This window comes from Sphingopyxis sp. A083 (assembly GCF_001468495.1).
GTDB classification, from domain to species: domain Bacteria; phylum Pseudomonadota; class Alphaproteobacteria; order Sphingomonadales; family Sphingomonadaceae; genus Sphingopyxis; species Sphingopyxis terrae.
In genome coordinates, this window is sequence record NZ_LNSK01000020.1 from 1 (window position 1) to 19,505 (window position 19,505).

Sequence of the window (19,505 nt, forward strand, 5' to 3'; positions counted from 1 at the left end):
GGCATAGGGGATCGGGGGCAGGGGGATCGTTTGCGTGACGACCTGCTGCTGCGGGGTCACGGTACGAATGACGCGCTTGGTCGTGACGACGCGCCGGACGCGCTTGACGGGCTTCTTCGCCACGTAACGCTTGCGCACGACCTTCTTGCAACAGGAGCCCGATTTCTGGACCTGTGCAGCCGCCGCCGGCACGTCGGCGATCTGCATCGCGCCGCTACCGATGATCGCGCCGCCGCAGGTGCAGGCACAAAGCTTGGCGAGGGCCATTCGGACAGACATAGGTTACTCTCTCTTTCCCGTTGCAGGTGCGCCCCTTGTCGTTGACCGACACCCGTGCGCGCCTTCGCTAGCGCCAAAAGGCCAAAGCTTTGTGAACGCGGCAATTGCGTTAACCGCGTTTGACTGTCCGACAGCGGGAATTGATACGCGAAATCAACCGAAATGCGCGTAACTGTCCCAAAACAATACGTGTTTCGGGCCAAATGGCCTCTACCGGTTAATTTGCAGCGGCGTGCGGCGGTCGAGCGAGCGGGCGCGCGGCTCGTCGCGGCGGCGCCTCGGCCGGGCCGGTTCAGCACTGCTTCAGCCGTGCGCGGGCAAGCGGTCCGCTTCGCGCTTGTATCGCATCGGAGGGCTGGTTATAGGCCCGGCGCAATCCTTGGTTCGCCAAGCTCGGCGAGCCAGGCGATCAGGAAAGGACTTGGACGCTCCTCATGCCGACCAATGTTGCCGAAGTAGGTGCCGACGCTCTCCGCGAAGCCAAGTCCAATCTCGATTCGGATTATGTTCCCAGCGATGACGAGCCGTTCATGAACGAGCGGCAGCAGGAATATTTCCGCAACCTGCTGCTCGCCTGGAAGAAGTCGATCCTCACCGAATCCGAATCGACCCTGGCCCATTTGCAGGACGGCCCGCTGCGCGAGCCCGATCTTGCCGATCGTGCCTCGAGCGAGACCGACTGGGCGATCGAGCTGCGGACGCGCGACCGCCAGCGCAAGCTGATCGCGAAGATCGATTCGGCGCTGCGCCGCATCGACGAAGGCGAATATGGCTATTGCGCCGTGACCGGCGAGCCGATTTCGCTCGCCCGCCTGCAAGCGCGTCCGATCGCGACGATGACGCTGGAAGCGCAGGAGCGCCACGAACGCAACGAGCGGATTTCGCGCGAAGACTGATCCCAATCGGGACAGAAGCGCTGCTGTTTACGATTCGGTAAAGTACCGGGCCCTAGGGTCGCTCCGAACGCAATTCGGGGAACGGGTCGCCATGGAATCGCGCATACCATCAACGCTGGACGAAGAGGTCGCTTCGCTGTCGCGCAGCGCCGACCGCGACAGCCTGTTCATGCAGGCCAATCTGTTGTTTCCGGGTCAGTCCAAGCCCGTGACGGTGCGCGTGCGCAATCTGTCGGCGGGCGGCATGCTGGCCGAAGCCGTCGTGCCGGGGCTCGCCCAAGGCGCAACGGCCGAGATCGAACTGCGCAATATCGGCTTTGTGCCGGGGCATATCGTCTGGGTAGGCGAAGGCAAGTTCGGGGTGGCGTTCGACCGACCGATCGATCCGCATGCGGTGCGGCGGCAGGTGGTTCAGAAGATGGACGTCCCGGCCTATATTTCGGCGCTGGACAAGAAGGCTACGCTCTACCGCCGACGCTGATGCGTTTCGCGTCGAAAGGCATCAGCGGGCGATAGCGCTCGGCTCGCCTCAGGTTTCGGCGAGCAGCTCTTCCTTGATCTTGAGTTTCTGCTTCTTCATTTGCGCCAGCAAGGCCATGTCCGGGGCGGGGCGGCGCTCTTCATTCGCAATTTTCGCGTCGAGGTCCGCGTGGCGGGACTTCAGGGCGGAAAGGTGCGAGCTGCTCATAGGCCATTCTCCTTTTCGACTCGGTTGGCAGCTCCGAGTAAAACATGATTCGCCCCGCTTGTCCCGCCCGGATGGTCGCGTTTCGGCCAGATGGTCCCCGTTGCGGACGGGCCGTGATCGTGGCAGGGAAGCGGCGTGAACCCGGAAGAAATTGCCCAGCGCCTGGAACTGCTTCGGCTCGAGCATCGCGATCTCGATGCCGCGATCATCGCACTGGGCGACGCGACGGTTCCCGATCAGCTCCAGCTTGCCCGGATGAAGAAACGCAAGCTCAAGCTGCGCGACGAGATCAGCTGGTGCGAGGATCAGTTGCTGCCCGACATAATCGCCTGATTCAAAACGGGACGCTCCCTAAAATCATGGTTAGCGTCCTTGCGGGGCGGCGGCGTGGCGTGGCATTCGATGTCGATGTTCAGGGGACCGATCCGGAACGGCATGGCGGCGCAGCCGGTGCAGCGCGCGCAGGTCGAAAATCTCTATGTCGAGGCGATGCTGCTCGCCGACGAGGCGCATGCCGCCTTCCGCGCGCACCGCGATTTCGAGGCGGTGACGCGCGATCCGATCCTGCAGGTCGGGCTGGCGTGCGAATCGCTGAAGACGACGACGCGGCTGATGCACATCATCGCCTGGCTGCTCCACCGCCGCGCCATGTTCGGGGGTGACCCCGGTGCCGGCCCCGAGGACAGCGCAGCGCACATCGGCGCGCCAGTTCCCGCCGATCATGCGCTGTGCGCGCATTTCGACGATAATCTTCAGAGGATCGTCGCGGCGAGCGAGCGCCTGTTCGACCGTATCGCGCGGATCGAGGCGGGATGGACCGCCGACGAAGCGGCGCGGCCGGTGCAGGCGCTGCTTGCCCAACTCGAAGCAAGGCTTTGATCGAACTGGTCCCGACCAAGCATTGACGCGGCGTTAACCAATGTGCGCCAAGGTTCGCCCGGAGTCATAAGTGGGTGCGCCAATGAAATTCGAACCGATCAGTTCCGCCGCGCAGAATCTCGACCAGTCGGTTGCCAGCGACTGCGGCGAGCTTGCCGTCGGCTGCAGCGATGCCGCGGGCCAGATCCAGCGCGCCACCGACCAGATGCAGCGCCAGATTTCGGAGCTGGGCCGGCTGGAGGATTATGTCGTCAGCCTGGAGGCCGACCAGCGCCAGATTGCCGATTCGACCGATGAGGCGAAGCTGTTGTCGGCGCGCGCGTGCGAACAGCTCGACGCCGGGGCCGAACGCGTCAACAGCGCGGTCACCGAATTCCGCTCGGTCATCGATCTGGTCGCGCGGCTGGGCACGCATGTCACCAATTTCGCGTCGGTGATGGAGCAGGTCCAGCAGGTCAGCCAGTCGATCGAGCAGATTGCCAAGACCACCAACATGCTAGCGCTTAACGCCGCGATCGAGGCCGAGCGCGCGGGCGATGCCGGCCGCACCTTTGCCGTCGTCGCCGCTGAGGTGAAGAAGCTGGCGCAGAATACGCGCAGCGCCACCGATGAAATCCGCCGTTCGATCGGCAGCCTGTCGACCGAAGCCGCCGGTCTCGTCACCGAAATCCAGTCGGGGGTCGAGCAGTCGGGGCGCGCGGAGGCGCAGTTCGAGACGATCACCGATGCGCTGCACGATGCGACGCACCTCGTCGCGCTGCTCGACGATCAGAGCGACCGCATCGCGCAATCGAGCGCAATGGTGCACGCCAATGGCGCCAAGGTGCGCGAGGCGCTCGACCGCGTCGTCGGATCGGTGCGCGACAATGGCGCGACGCTGAACACGACGCGCGATTCGATCCTGATGATGGAAAATGTGTCGAACCGCATGTTCAACGCGGTGATTTCGGCCGGCGTCAGCCCCCAGGACAGCGCGATCGTCGATCTGGCTGCGTCCGTCCGCGACGAATTCGTCGCCTTGGCCGAAGCGGCGCTCGCGCGCGGCGAGCTAACGATGGAACAATTGTTCGACACCAATTATGTGCGCGTGCCGGGATCGAACCCCGAGCGCTTCCGCACCAGCCTTTGCGACTGGGCCGACGCCCATTGGCGGCCGCTGTTCGACCGCACCGTGGCGCAGCATCCCGAAATCAAGATGTCGTCGGCGGGCGACATGAATGGCTTCCTGCCGACGCACATCACCGAATGTTCGCGCGCGCCGACGGGCGATCTGGAACATGACACCGCGCATTGCCGCAACGGCCGCATCCTGTTCGACGATGTCGACGCGGCGGCAAAGCGCAGCAGCGCGCCCTTCTTCATGTCGGTGTACCGCCAGGAAGGCGATGGCACCAACTATGTGACGGTGCGCAACGTCTATATGCCCGCGATCATCAACGGTCGCCGCTGGGGCGACGTCGAGGTCGCCTACCAGCTGTAACTAACGGAACGAGGGCGGCTCAGCTGCCCTGCCGCCGCGCCATGAAGGCGAGCTTTTCGAACAGCATCACATCCTGCTCATTCTTGAGCAGCGCGCCGTGGAGCGGCGGGATCGCTTTGCCGACGTCGCGGTTCTGCAGCACCTCAAGCGGCATGTCCTCGGCGAGCAGCAGCTTCAGCCAGTCGATGAGCTCGCTGGTTGAGGGCTTTTTCTTGAGCCCGGGCACGTCGCGCACGTCGTAGAAGATGTCCATCGCGCGGCTGACGAGCGTTTTCTGGATGCCGGGGAAGTGGACCTCGACGATTTCGGCCATCGTGTCGCGGTCGGGGAATTTGATATAATGGAAGAAACAGCGGCGCAGGAACGCGTCGGGCAGTTCCTTTTCATTGTTGGAGGTGATGACGACGATCGGGCGCTCGCGCGCGGTCACCGTTTCGTTGGTTTCATAGACGTGGAACGCCATGCGATCGAGTTCCTGAAGCAGATCGTTCGGAAATTCGATATCGGCCTTGTCGATCTCGTCGATCAGCAGCACCGGCAGCTGCTCGGAGGTGAAGGCCTCCCACAGCTTGCCCTTTTTGATATAGTTGCGGATGTCGTGGACGCGCTCTTCGCCGAGCTGTCCGTCGCGCAGGCGCGCAACCGCGTCATATTCATAGAGGCCCTGCTGCGCCTTGGTCGTCGATTTGATGTTCCAGGTGATCAGCGGCGCACCGAACGCCTTGGCAACTTCTTCGGCCAGCACGGTCTTGCCGGTGCCGGGTTCGCCCTTCACGAGCAGCGGGCGGCGCAGCATTGTCGCGGCATTGACCGCGACCTTCAGGTCGTCGGTTGCAATATAGGCGCTGGTTCCTTCGAAGCGCATGGCGGCTCGCCCTTTCCCTTAACGTGAACGTCAACCGGGATGGGCATAGCGAGCGCGAGGGAAGGGTGCAAGCGGAGCGTCGCCACGACTGCCGCGGCGTGGACGTTCCCGGTCAGGCGTGCGTGCGGCTGGCGGCGCGGGCGGCCATCAGATCCCACAGGCCGCTGTGCTGTGCGATGAGCTGCTGTGCGCCAAAGGCCATCGCGCGCTCGACCGCCGATGTTTCGGCGACGGCATTGGCAAGACGAGCGGTTTCGCGCAGGTCGGGCAGCGTGCAGCGTGGGACTTTCATTTCAAGCCGCTGGGCACTGATGTCGAGCAGGACGCGGATCGTCCGCCAATCGAGTGTCAGCGCGATCGCCGCGCCAATCGCGCAGCCATTGCGATCGGATTCGGCGAGCATGTCGAGCGCCTTGCGCTGCGCGGCGACGGCCGCCTCGCACTGGGCTTGGCCCTGCGTGCTCGGCACCGGACCGACCGCGGCCGCGATTTTCGACAGGAAGGCGCGTTCCTGCGCAAAGGCTTGCGCGGTTTCGTCCATCCATTTGCGCGATGCCGCATCGACCGCCTTGCGCGCCGCGCTATCGACGATGCCGGGATAGCGGCCGTGGAGCAGGCAGAGAAAATGGACCGCGTCGGCAAGGTTGCGCATCGCGTCGGGGCCGCTCGACAGCGCACCCGATTTGACATGGCCGTGCGCGCCCGTTCCCTCGCTCGCGACGAGCGTGTCGAGCAGTTCGGCAATGCCGCGCGTCTGGGCCTGGGGCTGGGGCGACTGGCTCAAGGCTGCATCCTCGTCTGTTGCGGCGGCTCTTGCGACCGGCGCCGTTGCAAATCAGGGGATCAGCATTAGCCTAACGTCGTAAACGTCGCGTTTATGAGGGGCGAGCGATTTCAGGCGCTTCTGTCCCACTCCTGCACAGCGGGCCTCGGTTCGACGCGCAAAGGGACCGGCAGCGGGTTGAGCTGCCGGTCCCTGCGCTGTTGCGGTCCAGTGGAGCGCCGCAACATGGGCGGGGGCGGTGCAAGGGAGAGGGAGAGCCGGCCCCGGTTCGAATCAGGCAGCGAGCGCTAGTTCCTCGGCCTTTTCGGTCTTGGCAGCCGGCGCCGCTTCGGCGAGCGCCGGGGCGTCGACCGTATCGGCAGCGCGCTGCGACGGGAAGAAGACGCGCGACGCGAGCACGATCAGGCCGAGGCCGAAATAGGCCGCGAAGGTCTGCACCGGGAAGAAGAAGAGCGGTGCGACGAACGCGAGACGCAGATACAGGGGGTTGAAGCCGAAATCCTGGCCCACCGCTTCGCAGATGCCGAAGAAGGTGTCCTGGCGGGAGAAGATATTCTGGTTTTCGTTTGCCATCGTTCGGTCTTTCCTCTTGGCGGCGGTGGGGGAGGCCGCTCCTGCCCATGACTAAGCAATGGGCGTGCCAATTGGTCATTCTCTCCATTTTCCGGGCTTTTTTGCATTTCCGCTTGAGGAATGCGCCCGCGTTTGTTGAAATTATTCCCATCAATCGGGACAATGTGCCAATCGGCGTGATCGCCTGAACCGAGGCTGAAGCGATACGCCGACGGCGTCTCATCTGGTTGGGAAAGATGAAAATTTTAAGATGCTGCGCCAGATTTTTGTGCGGTGCAGCAAAAATGTCACGCCGGACCCGAAACAAAACACCCCGCCGGTTGGGGCGGGGTGTCTGATTTTTCGGTGCCGATCGCCCTATTGGTCGAGGAAGCTGCGCATCTTGCGGCTGCGGCTAGGATGCTTGAGCTTGCGCAGCGCCTTCGCCTCGATCTGGCGGATACGCTCTCGCGTCACGCTGAACTGCTGGCCGACCTCTTCAAGGGTATGGTCGGTGTTCATGCCGATGCCGAAGCGCATGCGGAGAACGCGCTCTTCACGCGGCGTAAGCGACGCCAAAACGCGCGTAACCGTTTCCTTGAGGTTCGACTGCACCGCGGCGTCGACCGGGATGACCGCGTTCTTGTCCTCGATGAAATCGCCGAGGTGGCTGTCTTCCTCGTCGCCGATCGGCGTTTCGAGGCTGATCGGCTCCTTGGCGATCTTCATCACCTTGCGGACCTTTTCGAGCGGCATCGACAGACGCTCGGCCATTTCCTCCGGCGTCGGCTCGCGGCCGCTTTCGTGGAGGAACTGACGGCTGCAGCGCACCAGCTTGTTGATCGTCTCGATCATATGGACCGGAATGCGGATCGTGCGCGCCTGGTCGGCGATCGAGCGGGTGATCGCCTGGCGGATCCACCAGGTCGCATAGGTGCTGAACTTGTAGCCGCGGCGATACTCGAATTTGTCGACCGCCTTCATCAGGCCGATATTGCCTTCCTGAATGAGGTCGAGGAACTGCAGGCCGCGGTTGGTATATTTCTTCGCGATCGAGATCACGAGACGCAGGTTCGCCTCGACCATTTCCTTCTTGGCGATGCGCGCTTCGCGCTCGCCCTTCTGGACCATGTTCACGACGCGGCGGAACTCGGGCAGGCTCATACCGGCCGCCTGGGCGATTTCCGAAATCTCGGTCCGGATGCGGTCGACCGCCGCGCCCTCATTCTCGGCGAACGCCGCCCACTTCTTGTCGAGCTTGCCGACTTCGTCGAGCCAGTTTTCTTCGAGCTCGCGCCCGACATAATGGTCGAGGAAGGCCTTGCGCGGTACCTTATGGCGTTCGGCAAGGCGCAGCATCTGGCCGCCGAGCGCAGTCAGGCGCCGGTTGTAGCTGTACAGCTGGTCGACCAGATATTCGATCTTGGTGCCGTGGAACTGCACGCTTTCGACCTGCGCGGTGAGTTCCTCGCGCAGCTTGTGATATTTCTTTTCCTGCGCGTCGGGGAAGTCGCCCGCCGTCGACAGCGCCTCGAGCCGGGCGTCCTGAAGCTTCTGGAACGCCTTGAAGCTCTTGGTGATATTGGCGAATTTCTCGAGCGCGTCGGGCTTGAGCAATTCTTCCATCGCGGCGAGGCTCAGCGTGTTGTCCTCGTCGTCTTCCTCAAAGCTTTCGCGCTTGCCCGACGAGCCTTCGCCATCCTCGTCATCGCCGTCGGCCGAAGGTTCTTCCTCGACCTCGTCCTCGTCCTTGAACGAGACGCCCGCGGTCTTTTCGCTGATTTCGCCGTCGTCGCCCTCGCCCTCGTCATCGAGGTTTTCGGGCGCCGGATCCTTCGACAGCATCGCTTCGAGATCGACGATCTCGCGCAGTTGCATGTCGCCGTTGTTGAGCGCGTTCGACCATTCGATGATCGCGTTGAAGGTCAGCGGGCTTTCGCACAGGCCGAGGATCATCGTGTCGCGGCCCGCCTCGATGCGCTTCGCGATCGCGATTTCGCCTTCGCGGCTCAAAAGCTCGACCGCGCCCATTTCGCGCAGATACATGCGCACCGGGTCGTCGGTGCGATCAACCGTTTCCTTCTTCTTTTCGATCGCGGGATTGGACACCGAACCTGTGTTGGCGCTGACGTCGATATCGTCATCGCTTTCCTGTTCGGCCTCTTCCTGCACATCCTCGTCACTTTCGACGATGTTGATGCCCATGTCGGAGATCGCCGACATGATATCCTCGATCTGCTCCGAAGACATCTGATCCTGCGGCAGGGCTTCGTTGAGCTCGTCGTAGGTCAGGTAGCCGCGCTTCTTGCCGCGCGCGATCAGCTTTTTGACGTCGGCCTCGTTGAGGTCGATCAGCGGCGCGTCGGTGTCGGCTTCGGTGTTCTTGGTGGCCATATGCTTCAGTCGTTCCTGCCTTGGGGCAATATATGTCAGCTCTGGCTGCTGTCGGACAGCGCGGCCAGGCGGCGGGTCAGTTCCTCATCCATCGCGCGCAGCTTTTGCTGTCGGGCATGGCCCTCGTCGTCCATCGTGCGCATATAGTCCGCGGTCGCCTCGGCAAGCCGAGCGCGGATTTCAGGCTGCGTCACGAGCACGCCGATATATTCGTCAAGGTCACGCAGCGCGATTTCCCGAGCCGCTTCAACCTCTTCGCCTTCGAGCCTTCGATTGAATGAGAAGTGCATTCCGTCGGCTCTGAGCAATGTCGTCGCCCTATTATACACTTTCATTGGCTCCAATATGGCAAGCAACCCCTCGGTATCAAGCCCTTCTTGCGCTGCCGCGCTGTCAAGTATTGCGCGGAGCAGTTCGGCGTCGGCAGAATCGGGCACAGCGAGCCGTATGAGCGCCTCTTCATTGCGGGCGATCGCCTGCGGATAGCGGAGCAGTCCGCCGAGCAACGCCGCGGCGAGCGGCGCCGCGATTCCGGCCTTGCCGATGGAACGCGTCTCGTCGGCCGGAGGTTGCAGGCGCGGGTCCGGCGCGAAGCGGCGCCCGCCCCCGCGTGATGCCTGCGGCGCCCAGGGCACGCGCCCGCCACGCTCGGCGCGCGGGCGCGCGAACAGCGCGTCGAGCCGCTCGCGAAACGCCTCGCGATAATGGTGCCGCACGTCGACATCCTGGATCGCGTCGGCATGGGCGAGCAGCCGCGTCTTGAGCGCCGCGCGCTCTTCGGGGGTGGTGAGCGGCCCCGCCGCAACCTCATGCGCCCACAGCCGTTCGACGAGCGGCTGCGCTTCGTCGAGGATGGCGGCAAAGCCTGCGGCGCCCTTGGCGCGGACAAGATCGTCCGGATCCTGCCCCGCAGGCAGGGTCGCGAAGGCAAGGCTGAAGCCCGGGCGGAGCAGCGGCAGTGCCCGCGTTGCCGCGCGCATCGCGGCCTTTTGCCCGGCATTGTCGCCGTCGAAGCAGAGCAGCGGCACCGGTACCATCCGCCACAGCATGCCTAGCTGGTTCTCGGTCAGCGCGGTGCCGAGCGGCGCGACGGCGTCGGCGATCCCTGCCTCGGCAAGCGCGATGACATCCATATAGCCTTCGACGACGATCACCCGGTTCGTCTGCCGCGAGGCGGGGCTTGCCTTGTCGAGGTTGAAGAGCGTGCGCCCCTTGTCGAAGAGCGGCGTATCGGGCGAGTTCAGATATTTGGGCTCGCCGTCGCCCAGGATCCGGCCGCCGAACGCGATCACGCGCCCGCGCGCATCGCGGATCGGGATCATCAGCCGGCCGCGGAACCGGTCATAGGGTTCCTTGTCGTCGACCGCGATGAGCATGCCGGACTCCACCAGCATCGCGGTGGGGAATTTCTTGAGCGCCTCTTTCAGCGCGCTGCGGCTGTCGGGGGCGAGGCCGAAGGCAAAGGCGCGGCGGGTGGCGTCCGAAATACCGCGCCTCGCCAGATAGTCGCGCGCCGGGGCGCCGTTGGTGCTTTCAAGCTGCTGCGCGAACCAGTCGGCTGCGCCCTGCACCACGTCGCGCAGACTCGCCTGCTCCTCGGCCTTTTTCGCGGCGCGCGGGTCGGGGGCGGGGACTTCCATGCCGGCCTCGGCAGCGAGTTCCTTGACCGCGTCCATGAACGACAGGCCGCGCTGATCGGTCATCCAGCGGATCGCATCGCCATGCGCCGAGCAGCCGAAGCAGTGGTAGAAGCCCTTTTCGTCGTTGATCGTGAAACTAGGGGTCTTTTCGTTATGGAAGGGGCAACAGGCCTTATACTCGCGCCCCGCGCGCGTGATCTTCACCGTCCGCCCGATCAGGGTCGACAGCGTGATCCGCGCGCGCAGTTCGTCCAGCCATTGCGGGGTGAGGGTCATTCTTCTCCCCTCACTTGGCGAGCCATCATCCCAATCCCGTTCGTGTCGAGCGAAGTCGAGACACGTTTGCGCCCGGCCTCACGTCCCTCGACTTCGCTCGGGACGAACGGAGTGGGAGAGTGTGTCTCGGCAGAAGCCGGCAGGGAAGGACGTTCTTTAGGCGGTTTGGCGAAATGCCCCACCATGGCCCAGTCGCCGCGGATCAGCGCTTCCTTCTTGGCCCGCGACCAAGGCTTGATGCGCCGTTCTACCTCCAGCGCTTCGACGCGCGTCGCAAAATCTTGCAACCAAGCCAGAGTCACGGGCTTCCGTCGCGAGGTAAAATCGCAAAATCCGCCATGTTGATGCTCAGCGATGCGGCGTTCCAAATTATCGGTGTGTCCCGTGTAATAGCGACCGTCAGAGCAGCGCAGCATGTAGGTCCAGAACACCATCCCGCCACATAACCGTTCGTGTCGAGCGAAGTCGAGACACGTTGGCGTGGCGCAAGGCAGAACGTCCCTCGACTACGCTCGGGACGAACGGAGAAAAAGGCCGTGTTTGAGGTTTAACTCAGCGCCGCCTTCACCCATCCGCTTGCCTTGCTCATGTCGAGCTGGCTGCCGTGGCGGTCTTTCACCGCCGCCATCACCTTGCCCATGTCTTTGACGCTGGTCGCGCCGAGTTCGGCGACGATCGCGCGGATTGCGGCGGTGGCGTCGGCTTCGGAGAGCTGCGCGGGCAGGAAATCCTCGATCACCACGACCTCGGCCGCTTCGGCGTCGGCAAGTTCCTGGCGGCCGCCCTGTTCGTACATGGCGATCGATTCGCGGCGCTGCTTGACCATCTTCTGGAGGACGTCGGTGACGAGCACATCGTCGTCGGCCGGCGCCGTGCCGGTCCTGAGTTCGATGTCGCGGTCCTTGATCTTGGCCAGCATCAGCCGGATGGTGCCCAAACGCGCCTTGTCGCCGGCCTTCATCGCGGCAACCTGCGCAGCCTTGATGTCATCGCGAATCATGCGTGTCCCCATGTGCTGCAAATTTCGGAAAGAGCCTCTCTAGCGGGAAGATTCCAAATCCGATAGCTTGTGAATCACTTTTTTGCCGCCTACTTGGTCGGCCGTTTAGCCCCCCGTCCGGAGCAGTTTAAATGGCACCAGCCAATCCATCCGCCGCGCCTTCTGGAGCGACCGGCGTCCTCGTTCTTGCCGATGGCACGGTCCTGTGGGGCGTGGGCTATGGCGCCGCCGGGGCGGGTGTCGGCGAAATCTGTTTCAACACCGCGATGACCGGATATCAGGAGATACTGACCGACCCGAGCTATGCCGGGCAGATCATCACCTTCACCTTTCCGCACATCGGCAATGTCGGCGCGAATCCAGAGGATATCGAACGCAGCGCGCGGGCGGCCATCGGCTGCATCACCCGCGAACTGCCGACCGCGCCGAGCAATTTTCGCAGCGTCCAGACGCTGCCCGAATGGATGGCCGAACAGGGCCTGATCGGGCTGGCCGGCATCGACACGCGCGCGCTGACCCGCCGTATCCGCGATGCGGGCGCCCCCAATGGCGTGATCGCGCACAGCCCCGACGGCAAATTCGACATCGACGCGCTGCTGGCAATGGCACGCGGCTGGCCGGGGCTGGAGGGTATGGACCTTGCGAAGGATGTCAGTCGCACCGACACCGGCGATTGGGATGCGGGGACATGGGCGCTGGGCAAGGGGTATGCTTCTCCCCTCCCGCATGCGGGAGGGGCCGGGGATGGGCCGACGTCTGCACCGGCATCTGAGAACTTGCCCACCCCTAACCCCTCCCGCGAGGGGGAGCGGGATAGCAGGCCCCATGTCGTCGCGATCGATTATGGCGCGAAGGACAATATCTTCCGTAACCTCGTGAAGGCCGGCGCGCGGGTCACAGTGGTCCCCGCGACTGCGACCCTCGACGAGGTGCTGAGCCACCAGCCCGCGGGCGTTTTCCTGTCGAACGGCCCCGGCGACCCCGCGGCGACCGGCGAATATGCGGTGCCGGTGATCCAGGGGCTGCTCGAGCGGAGTGTGCCGATCTTCGGCATCTGCCTCGGCCACCAGATGCTCGCCATCGCGGCGGGCGCGAAGACTGTGAAGATGCATCAGGGCCATCGCGGCGCGAACCATCCGGTGCAGCGCGTCGGCGGCGAGTTTGCCGATGGGGTGGTCGAGATCACCAGCATGAACCACGGCTTCGCGGTTGATGCGGCGACCTTGCCCGCGGGCGTGGTCGAGACGCACAAGAGCCTGTTCGACGGATCGAACTGCGGCATCGCGATCACGGGCAAGCAGGCGTTCAGCGTGCAATATCACCCCGAGGCGAGCCCGGGACCGCAGGACAGCTTCTATCTGTTCGAGAAATTTGTGGGTGGGCTGACTTCATCCGGAGCAATTAAATGAGTCTGTTCTTCTCACTTCTTTTAACCAGCGCGGCAGCGGCGACTGAACCATCGTCTTTTAGTCACGGCGCATGGAGCGGGACTTGTGGAGCGGACGAAACTGATAAACGAACAGTTTGCCAAGCGAGTACGACCGGGAAAATAAGGCTCTTTTTTACGCGCGACGCAAATGAATGGGCGGTATCCGCCTCGGTTGCGGGCTGCGATAAGCCACAGGAGAGGCAAACGATAGACGCATCTGCGACCAAAGGAATGCTTCGTATAGGTGATCGCGCTGCCGCTCAGATTCTTAAGTCGATGGCGCACACTCGGTTGCTCTCGGCCATGATGTCTTGTGAAATAAAGAAATACGATGATTCCGCCCTTAATGATCGCGATCTTATTGCGATAATTACGGCAACAAACGTTGTGGATATTATAGAATAATGCCCAAAAGAACCGACATCCAATCCATCCTCGTCATCGGCGCCGGCCCGATCGTTATCGGTCAGGCGTGCGAGTTCGACTATTCGGGGACGCAGGCGATCAAGGCGCTGAAGGAGGAGGGCTATCGCATCGTCCTCGTCAACTCCAACCCGGCGACGATCATGACCGATCCCGAGCTGGCCGACGCGACCTACGTCGAGCCGATCACGCCCGAGATCGTCGCGAAGATCATCGAGAAGGAGCGCCCCGATGCGGTGCTGCCGACGATGGGCGGGCAGACCGCGCTCAACACCGCGCTGGCTTTGTTCAACGACGGCACCTTGACCAAATATGGTGTCGAGATGATCGGCGCCGATGCCGAGGCGATCGACAAGGCCGAGGACCGGATCAAGTTCCGCGACGCGATGGACAAGATCGGGCTCGAAAGTGCGCGCTCGGGCATCGCGCACACGCTCGACGAGGCGTTTGCGGTGCTCGAACGCACCGGCCTGCCCTCGATCATCCGCCCCAGCTTCACCATGGGCGGCACCGGCGGCGGCATCGCGTACAACCGCGAGGAGTTCGAGCATATCGTTCGCGGCGGCCTGATCGCCTCGCCGACCACCGAAGTCCTGATCGAGGAATCGCTCCTCGGCTGGAAAGAATATGAGATGGAGGTGGTGCGCGACCGCAAGGACAATTGCATCATCATCTGCTCGATCGAAAATGTCGATCCGATGGGTGTGCATACCGGCGACAGCATCACCGTCGCCCCCGCGCTGACGCTGACCGACAAGGAATATCAGATCATGCGCAACGCGAGCATCGCGGTGCTGCGCGAGATCGGGGTAGAGACGGGCGGGTCGAACGTCCAGTTCGCGGTCAATCCGAAGGATGGCCGCCTGATCGTGATCGAGATGAATCCGCGCGTGTCGCGCTCGTCGGCGCTCGCGTCGAAGGCGACGGGCTTCCCGATCGCCAAGGTCGCGGCGAAGCTCGCGGTCGGCTACACGCTCGACGAAATCATGAACGACATCACCGGGGTGACCCCGGCGTCGTTCGAGCCGACGATCGACTATGTCGTCACCAAGATCCCGCGCTTTGCCTTCGAAAAGTTCAAGGGCGCCGAGCCCTTGCTGTCGACGGCGATGAAGTCGGTCGGCGAGGTGATGGCGATCGGCCGCACGATCCATGAATCGATGCAGAAAGCGCTGCGTGGGCTGGAGACCGGATTGTCGGGCTTCAACTTCGTCGACCGGCTGGTCGGCGCGAGCCACGAGCAATTGAAGAGCGAACTGGCGCAGCGCACCCCCGATCGGCTGCTGATCGCGGCGCAGGCGATCCGCGAGGGCGTGTCGCTCGCCGAGATCAACCGCATCGCGGGCTATGACATGTGGTTCCTCGATCGCATCGCAGAGATTGTCGAGGCCGAGAACGGCGTGCTCGAAAATGGTCTGCCACGCGATGCCGAGGGGCTCCGCCGGCTGAAGGCGATGGGCTTTTCGGACAAAAGGCTCGCCTATCTGGCGCTGCAGTCGGCGCATCTGCGGCCCGGCACCGGCGCGGCAGCGGCGCGCGGCAGCGGGCTGATCCACGAGGCCGTGAAGGCGATGACCGGCGGCGTCACCGAAGGCGAGGTGCGTGCGCTGCGCCACAAGCTCGGCGTGCGGCCGGTGTTCAAGACCATCGACACCTGCGCCGCCGAATTCGCCGCCAAAACGCCCTATCTCTATTCGACCTATGAAGCCCCGACCTTTGGCGAGCCCGAGAATGAGGCGAACCCGTCGGACCGCAAGAAGATCGTCATTCTCGGCGGCGGGCCGAACCGGATCGGGCAGGGGATCGAGTTCGATTATTGCTGCTGCCACGCCTGCTTCGCGCTCGAGGAGGCGGGCTATGAAACGATCATGGTCAACTGCAACCCCGAAACGGTGTCGACCGACTATGACACGTCGGACCGCCTCTATTTCGAACCTCTGACCGCCGAGGATGTGCTCGAAATCTTGCACGTCGAGCAGTCGAAGGGCGAGCTTGTGGGCGTGATCGTCCAGTTCGGCGGCCAGACGCCGCTCAAGCTTGCGCAGGCGCTCGAGGAAGCGGGCATCCCGATCCTCGGCACCTCGCCCGACGCGATCGACCTTGCGGAAGACCGGGAGCGCTTTGCGGCGCTGGTCAACAAGCTGGGCCTCAAGCAGCCCGAGAACGGCATCGCGCGCAGCCGCGAGGAAGCCGTCGCGGTCGCGGCGCGCATCGGTTACCCGGTGCTCACGCGCCCCTCCTATGTGCTCGGCGGCCGCGCGATGGAGATCGTCGACGATCAGGCGCAGCTCGAAAATTACATCGAGACCGCGGTGCAGGTGTCGGGCGATTCGCCTGTGCTGATCGACCGCTATCTGCGCGACGCGATCGAGGTCGATGTCGATGCGCTGTGCGACGGCACCGATGTCGTGGTGGCCGGGGTGCTCCAGCATATCGAGGAAGCGGGCGTCCATTCGGGCGACAGTGCCTGTTCGATCCCGCCGTACAGTCTGCCCGCCGACATCGTTGCCGAAATCGAGCGGCAGACCGACGCACTGGCGCGCGCCCTCAACGTCCGGGGGCTGATGAACGTGCAATATGCGGTGAAGGATGGTGAGGTCTACCTGATCGAGGTCAACCCGCGCGCGAGCCGCACCGTGCCCTTCGTCGCCAAGGCGGTGGGGTCGCCGATCGCCAAGATCGCGGCGCGAGTGATGGCGGGCGAGAAGCTGGCCGATCTGCCGAAGATCAACCGCGACATCGACCATGTCGCGGTCAAGGAAGCGGTCTTCCCCTTCGCGCGCTTCCCCGGCACCGATCCGGTGCTGAGCCCCGAGATGAAGTCCACCGGTGAAGTCATGGGAATCGATAGCGATTTCAACCTCGCTTTCGCCAAGGCGCAGCTTGGTGCGGGCGACCGCCTGCCGACCGACGGGCGGCTTTTCGTGTCGGTCAAGGACAGCGACAAGCCGCGCATCGTCGCGTCGGTGAAGCAGCTCGCCGCCTGGGGGTGGCAGGTGATCGCGACCGGCGGCACCGCCGACTATCTGGCGGGGCAGGGCATCGACGTCGAACGAGTGAACAAGGTCGCCGAAGGGCGCCCGCACATCGTCGACCGGATCAAGGACGGCGATGTGCAGCTGATCTTCAACACGACCGAGGGTTGGCAGTCGCTTCAGGACTCGCAGTCGATCCGGGCCTCGGCGCTCGCGGCCGACGTCGCCTATTATACGACGGCGGCGGGCAGCGATGCCGCAACCCATGCGATTGGCGCGCTGCGCTCGCACTCTCTTGAAGTAAAGCCGCTTCAGGACTATTATTGAGGGACCGCTTCATCTCCCTACATTGACGGAAACAGCGGCTCAGCCGCCCCGGCGAAGTTTCGCTGGCGGTGGATTATTGACGAAGGACAACAGGATAATGGCAAGCGTTGAAAAGGTTCCGATGCTGCAGGAAGGCTATGAGAAGCTGAGCGCACAGCTCGCCACTCTCAAAGCCGAACGCCCCCTCATCGTCGATGCGATCGAGGAAGCGCGCGCGCATGGCGACCTTTCGGAAAATGCCGAATATCACGCCGCGAAGGAACGCCAAGGCCAAGTCGAAGCGACCATCGGCGATCTGGAGGACAAGCTGTCGCGTGCGCAGGTCATCGACCCGACGACGCTGTCGGGCGACCGCATCGTATTCGGTGCGACGGTGACGCTCGCCGACGAGGACGACAAGCCGGTCAAATATCAGATCGTGGGTCAGGCCGAGGCCGACGCCAAGGTGGGCAAGATCAGCTATAATTCGCCGCTCGGGCGCGCGCTGATCGGCCGCAAGGTCGATGACGAGATCGAAGTCACCGTTCCGGCGGGCGACAAATATTATCTCGTCACGAAGATCGAATTCATCTGACGATCGCGCCGAAATGAAACCGCAGGACGCACCGCTGGTCACGGGAGTTTCCGTGCTATGCGCGGTGATCTTCATCCTGCTGTCGATCAGCGGCTATCAGGTCGAGGCGATCGTGCGCGCGGGTTTCATTCCCGCGCGCTTTGCGATGGAGCCGATTGCGGCGCCGGGCTTTTTCGTGCCCTTCGCGCTCACCCCGTTGACCTCCGCCCTTCTGCACGGCGGAATCCTCCACCTGGTGTTCAATCTGGTCGTCTTGCTGTTCATCGGCCGCCAGCTCGAAGCACCGCTGGGGTCGAAGGCGATGGCGATATTGCTCGTCGCCGGCGCCTATGCGGGGGCCTTCGCGCAATATCTGGCCGATCCGCAATCGCCGGTGCCGATGATCGGCGCCTCGGGCGCGATTTCGGCGCTGATCGCGGTGTTCGCGCTGATTTTCAGCCGCTCCGAGACGCAGGCGCTAGGGCCGATTCCGGCGCATTGGGTGCGCGCACTGTGGCTGGCGGCAGCATGGATCGGGGTGCAGGTCCTGATCGGCTTTGCGGGCGGTGCGGGCTTCGGCCTTGTCGCGATCTGGGCGCATGTCGGCGGTTTCCTCGCCGGGTTGCTCCTCGCGCGGCCGTTGCTGCGCTGGCGCTTCGGCGCGCGCTAACGCGTCAGGACAGCGCGAGCAGCCCGCCCGCGAGCAGCATCGCGACGCGCACGTCGATACCGCAGCCTTCGGCGCGCTTTGCAGCGATAAAAGGGGCGATTTCGGGCAGCGGGACGCGGTGGACCGCAATGTCCTCGCCATCGACGCCGCCGCCTTCGCCGACCTTGGTCAGCCCGGTCGCGCGGAGCAGGGTGAAGCTTTCGCTGACCATGCCGGGCGAACTGTAGAATTCGCCGACGGTCAGCCACTCGGCCGCGCGGTAGCCCGTTTCCTCTTCGAGTTCGCGCACCGCGGCCAGCTCGGGCGCTTCGCCCGCGCTGTCGTCCCCGACAAGCCCCGCGGGCATTTCGAGGCAATATTTGCCGAGCGGGACGCGATATTGTTCGACCAACAGGATGTGCCGCCCGTCGGCGTCCTCGTCGATCGCCAGGATCACCGCGGCGTGAATGCCGCGCGACCGCGACACATATTCCCAATTGCCTTGCTGTTTCACCGTGATGAAGCGGCCTTCCCAACGCGTTTCGACGGGCGTGCCGGCTGCGGGGCGGGTCATATCGTCTCCGTCGGCGAAAGGGTAAGGATCAAAGCTCGATCAGCCGGTCGGGCAGCTCGTTGGGGTTGCCGTCGCTCTTCGGGAAATGTTCGGCCAGCACGATACCCATGCGGCGGACCGCCTCGGCCATGCCGTGGCCGGGGCGACCGGCGCGCACCTCGTCGATCAGCGCCTCCATCGCTTCGCCCCAAATCGAGGGCGCGACCTTGGCGGCGATCGCTTCGTCGGCGACGATGTCGGCGCGATGTTCGCGCAGGCTGACATAGAGCAGGATGCCCGTGCGGCCCATCGTTTTCGCCTCGGTCCCGACCTTGAACAGGTCGATGGCGCGGGCGCGGACGCGCGCGGCGCGGATCGCGCGCGGCGTCAGCCACAGGCGCAGCGGACGCCACAGCAGGACCAGCCAGACGCCGATCCATTTGAGCACCCCGACCGCGATGACGGTTCCGAGCCATTGATTGGCGGTCAGTTCATGCCCCCAGCCGCCGCTCAGCCGGTAGTAGAGACCCTGATAGAAATCGGGAAAAAGCGCGATCACCGACATGGCGATAAAGGCGATGACGCTCGCCCAGACGAGCGCGACATCGTCATAGTCGTTCGACTGCGCGGCGATCACCGTGACGATCTCGCCATCGGTGTGTCGTTCGGCCTCGGCGACCGCGGCGGTCACGATGTCGTGATCGGCTTCGCTGACATGGCTGACTTTCATTGCGCGTCCCCCTTACCAGCCGCCCGAGGCGCCGCCGCCGCCGAAGCTGCCGCCGCCGCCGAAGCTGCCGCCGCCGCCCGAAAAGCCGCCTCCGCCGCCGAAGCCGCCCCCGCCGCCCCAGGAACCACCGCCC

20 protein-coding genes and 1 pseudogene are annotated in these 19,505 nt (G+C 64.0%); 10 read left to right on the top strand and 11 right to left on the bottom strand.

From position 1 onward, the window contains the following. Window positions 1-279: pseudogene (locus ATE59_RS17250) on the bottom strand (PEP-CTERM sorting domain-containing protein); the annotation flags it as partial. A gap of 434 nt (window positions 280-713) precedes the next feature. On the opposite strand from ATE59_RS17250, the gene dksA reads away from it, so the two are divergent. Then, window positions 714-1,175, top strand: a complete 462-nt coding sequence (dksA, locus tag ATE59_RS17255) for an RNA polymerase-binding protein DksA (protein ID WP_003047377.1) — start codon at window positions 714-716, stop codon at window positions 1,173-1,175. Window positions 1,176-1,266: 91 nt separating this feature from the next. Beyond that, a complete protein-coding gene (locus tag ATE59_RS17260; RefSeq protein ID WP_058813476.1) occupies window positions 1,267-1,656 on the top strand; it encodes a PilZ domain-containing protein in 390 nt (129 codons plus the stop codon). Between the two features lie 48 nt (window positions 1,657-1,704). On the opposite strand, the gene ATE59_RS17680 is transcribed toward ATE59_RS17260, so the two are convergent. Then, a complete protein-coding gene (locus ATE59_RS17680) occupies window positions 1,705-1,863 on the bottom strand; it encodes a YdcH family protein (RefSeq protein ID WP_003047371.1) in 159 nt (52 codons plus the stop codon). Between the two features lie 135 nt (window positions 1,864-1,998). Between ATE59_RS17680 and ATE59_RS17265 the strand changes: the two genes are divergently transcribed. The 3 genes from ATE59_RS17265 to ATE59_RS17275 all read left to right on the top strand — a co-directional run bounded on the left by ATE59_RS17265 (window position 1,999) and on the right by ATE59_RS17275 (window position 4,222). Then, complete coding sequence (locus ATE59_RS17265) at window positions 1,999-2,196, top strand: YdcH family protein (RefSeq protein WP_003047369.1); 198 nt, start codon at window positions 1,999-2,001, stop codon at window positions 2,194-2,196. A gap of 75 nt (window positions 2,197-2,271) precedes the next feature. After that, window positions 2,272-2,742, top strand: a complete 471-nt coding sequence (locus ATE59_RS17270; RefSeq protein WP_231737497.1) for a DUF1465 family protein — start codon at window positions 2,272-2,274, stop codon at window positions 2,740-2,742. Between the two features lie 82 nt (window positions 2,743-2,824). Continuing rightward, window positions 2,825-4,222, top strand: coding sequence for a methyl-accepting chemotaxis protein (locus ATE59_RS17275; RefSeq protein WP_058813477.1), 1,398 nt, complete (start codon window positions 2,825-2,827; stop codon window positions 4,220-4,222). Between the two features lie 19 nt (window positions 4,223-4,241). Here ATE59_RS17275 and ATE59_RS17280 read toward each other — a convergent pair whose 3' ends face one another. From ATE59_RS17280 to ATE59_RS17310, 7 genes are all read right to left on the bottom strand, one after another. Next, the gene (locus ATE59_RS17280) at window positions 4,242-5,087 is read right to left on the bottom strand and encodes an AAA family ATPase (protein WP_003047362.1); all 846 of its coding nucleotides are present in this window, start codon (window positions 5,085-5,087) and stop codon (window positions 4,242-4,244) included. A 112-nt stretch (window positions 5,088-5,199) separates the two neighbouring features. Next, complete coding sequence (locus ATE59_RS17285; protein ID WP_058813478.1) at window positions 5,200-5,871, bottom strand: DUF6975 family protein; 672 nt, start codon at window positions 5,869-5,871, stop codon at window positions 5,200-5,202. A 273-nt stretch (window positions 5,872-6,144) separates the two neighbouring features. Beyond that, complete coding sequence (locus ATE59_RS17290) at window positions 6,145-6,444, bottom strand: PspC domain-containing protein (protein ID WP_058813479.1); 300 nt, start codon at window positions 6,442-6,444, stop codon at window positions 6,145-6,147. Window positions 6,445-6,801: 357 nt separating this feature from the next. After that, a complete protein-coding gene (gene rpoD / locus ATE59_RS17295) occupies window positions 6,802-8,817 on the bottom strand; it encodes an RNA polymerase sigma factor RpoD (RefSeq protein ID WP_058813480.1) in 2,016 nt (671 codons plus the stop codon). Window positions 8,818-8,852: 35 nt separating this feature from the next. Next, on the bottom strand, window positions 8,853-10,733 hold the full coding sequence (gene dnaG / locus ATE59_RS17300; protein ID WP_058813481.1) for a DNA primase: 1,881 nt from the start codon (window positions 10,731-10,733) through the stop codon (window positions 8,853-8,855). Further along, the gene (locus ATE59_RS17305; RefSeq protein ID WP_058813482.1) at window positions 10,730-11,167 is read right to left on the bottom strand and encodes a GIY-YIG nuclease family protein; all 438 of its coding nucleotides are present in this window, start codon (window positions 11,165-11,167) and stop codon (window positions 10,730-10,732) included. The genes dnaG and ATE59_RS17305 overlap by 4 nt, the downstream gene beginning before the upstream one ends. Before the next feature lie 113 nt (window positions 11,168-11,280). Then, the gene (locus tag ATE59_RS17310) at window positions 11,281-11,733 is read right to left on the bottom strand and encodes a GatB/YqeY domain-containing protein (RefSeq protein WP_058813483.1); all 453 of its coding nucleotides are present in this window, start codon (window positions 11,731-11,733) and stop codon (window positions 11,281-11,283) included. A gap of 131 nt (window positions 11,734-11,864) precedes the next feature. Between ATE59_RS17310 and carA the strand changes: the two genes are divergently transcribed. From carA to ATE59_RS17330, 5 genes are all read left to right on the top strand, one after another. Then, a complete protein-coding gene (carA, locus tag ATE59_RS17315; RefSeq protein ID WP_058813484.1) occupies window positions 11,865-13,142 on the top strand; it encodes a glutamine-hydrolyzing carbamoyl-phosphate synthase small subunit in 1,278 nt (425 codons plus the stop codon). Next, window positions 13,139-13,567 (top strand): hypothetical protein, encoded by a 429-nt coding sequence (locus tag ATE59_RS17935; RefSeq protein ID WP_156416833.1) that lies wholly within the window; start codon window positions 13,139-13,141, stop codon window positions 13,565-13,567. Before carA ends, ATE59_RS17935 begins: the two co-directional genes overlap by 4 nt. Continuing rightward, window positions 13,567-16,887, top strand: a complete 3,321-nt coding sequence (carB, locus tag ATE59_RS17320; RefSeq protein WP_058813485.1) for a carbamoyl-phosphate synthase large subunit — start codon at window positions 13,567-13,569, stop codon at window positions 16,885-16,887. Before ATE59_RS17935 ends, carB begins: the two co-directional genes overlap by 1 nt. A gap of 97 nt (window positions 16,888-16,984) precedes the next feature. Next, the gene (greA, locus tag ATE59_RS17325; RefSeq protein ID WP_003047342.1) at window positions 16,985-17,461 is read left to right on the top strand and encodes a transcription elongation factor GreA; all 477 of its coding nucleotides are present in this window, start codon (window positions 16,985-16,987) and stop codon (window positions 17,459-17,461) included. Window positions 17,462-17,474: 13 nt separating this feature from the next. Then, entirely contained in the window at window positions 17,475-18,110 is a 636-nt protein-coding gene (locus ATE59_RS17330; RefSeq protein WP_058813486.1) for a rhomboid family intramembrane serine protease, read from the top strand. Window positions 18,111-18,114: 4 nt separating this feature from the next. Here ATE59_RS17330 and ATE59_RS17335 read toward each other — a convergent pair whose 3' ends face one another. Then, window positions 18,115-18,663 carry an NUDIX hydrolase gene (locus ATE59_RS17335; protein ID WP_058813487.1) on the bottom strand — a complete coding sequence of 183 codons (549 nt, stop codon included), beginning with the start codon at window positions 18,661-18,663 and terminating at the stop codon, window positions 18,115-18,117. Window positions 18,664-18,691: 28 nt separating this feature from the next. After that, complete coding sequence (locus tag ATE59_RS17340; RefSeq protein WP_003047334.1) at window positions 18,692-19,372, bottom strand: TPM domain-containing protein; 681 nt, start codon at window positions 19,370-19,372, stop codon at window positions 18,692-18,694. Window positions 19,373-19,505: the final 133 nt, after the last annotated feature.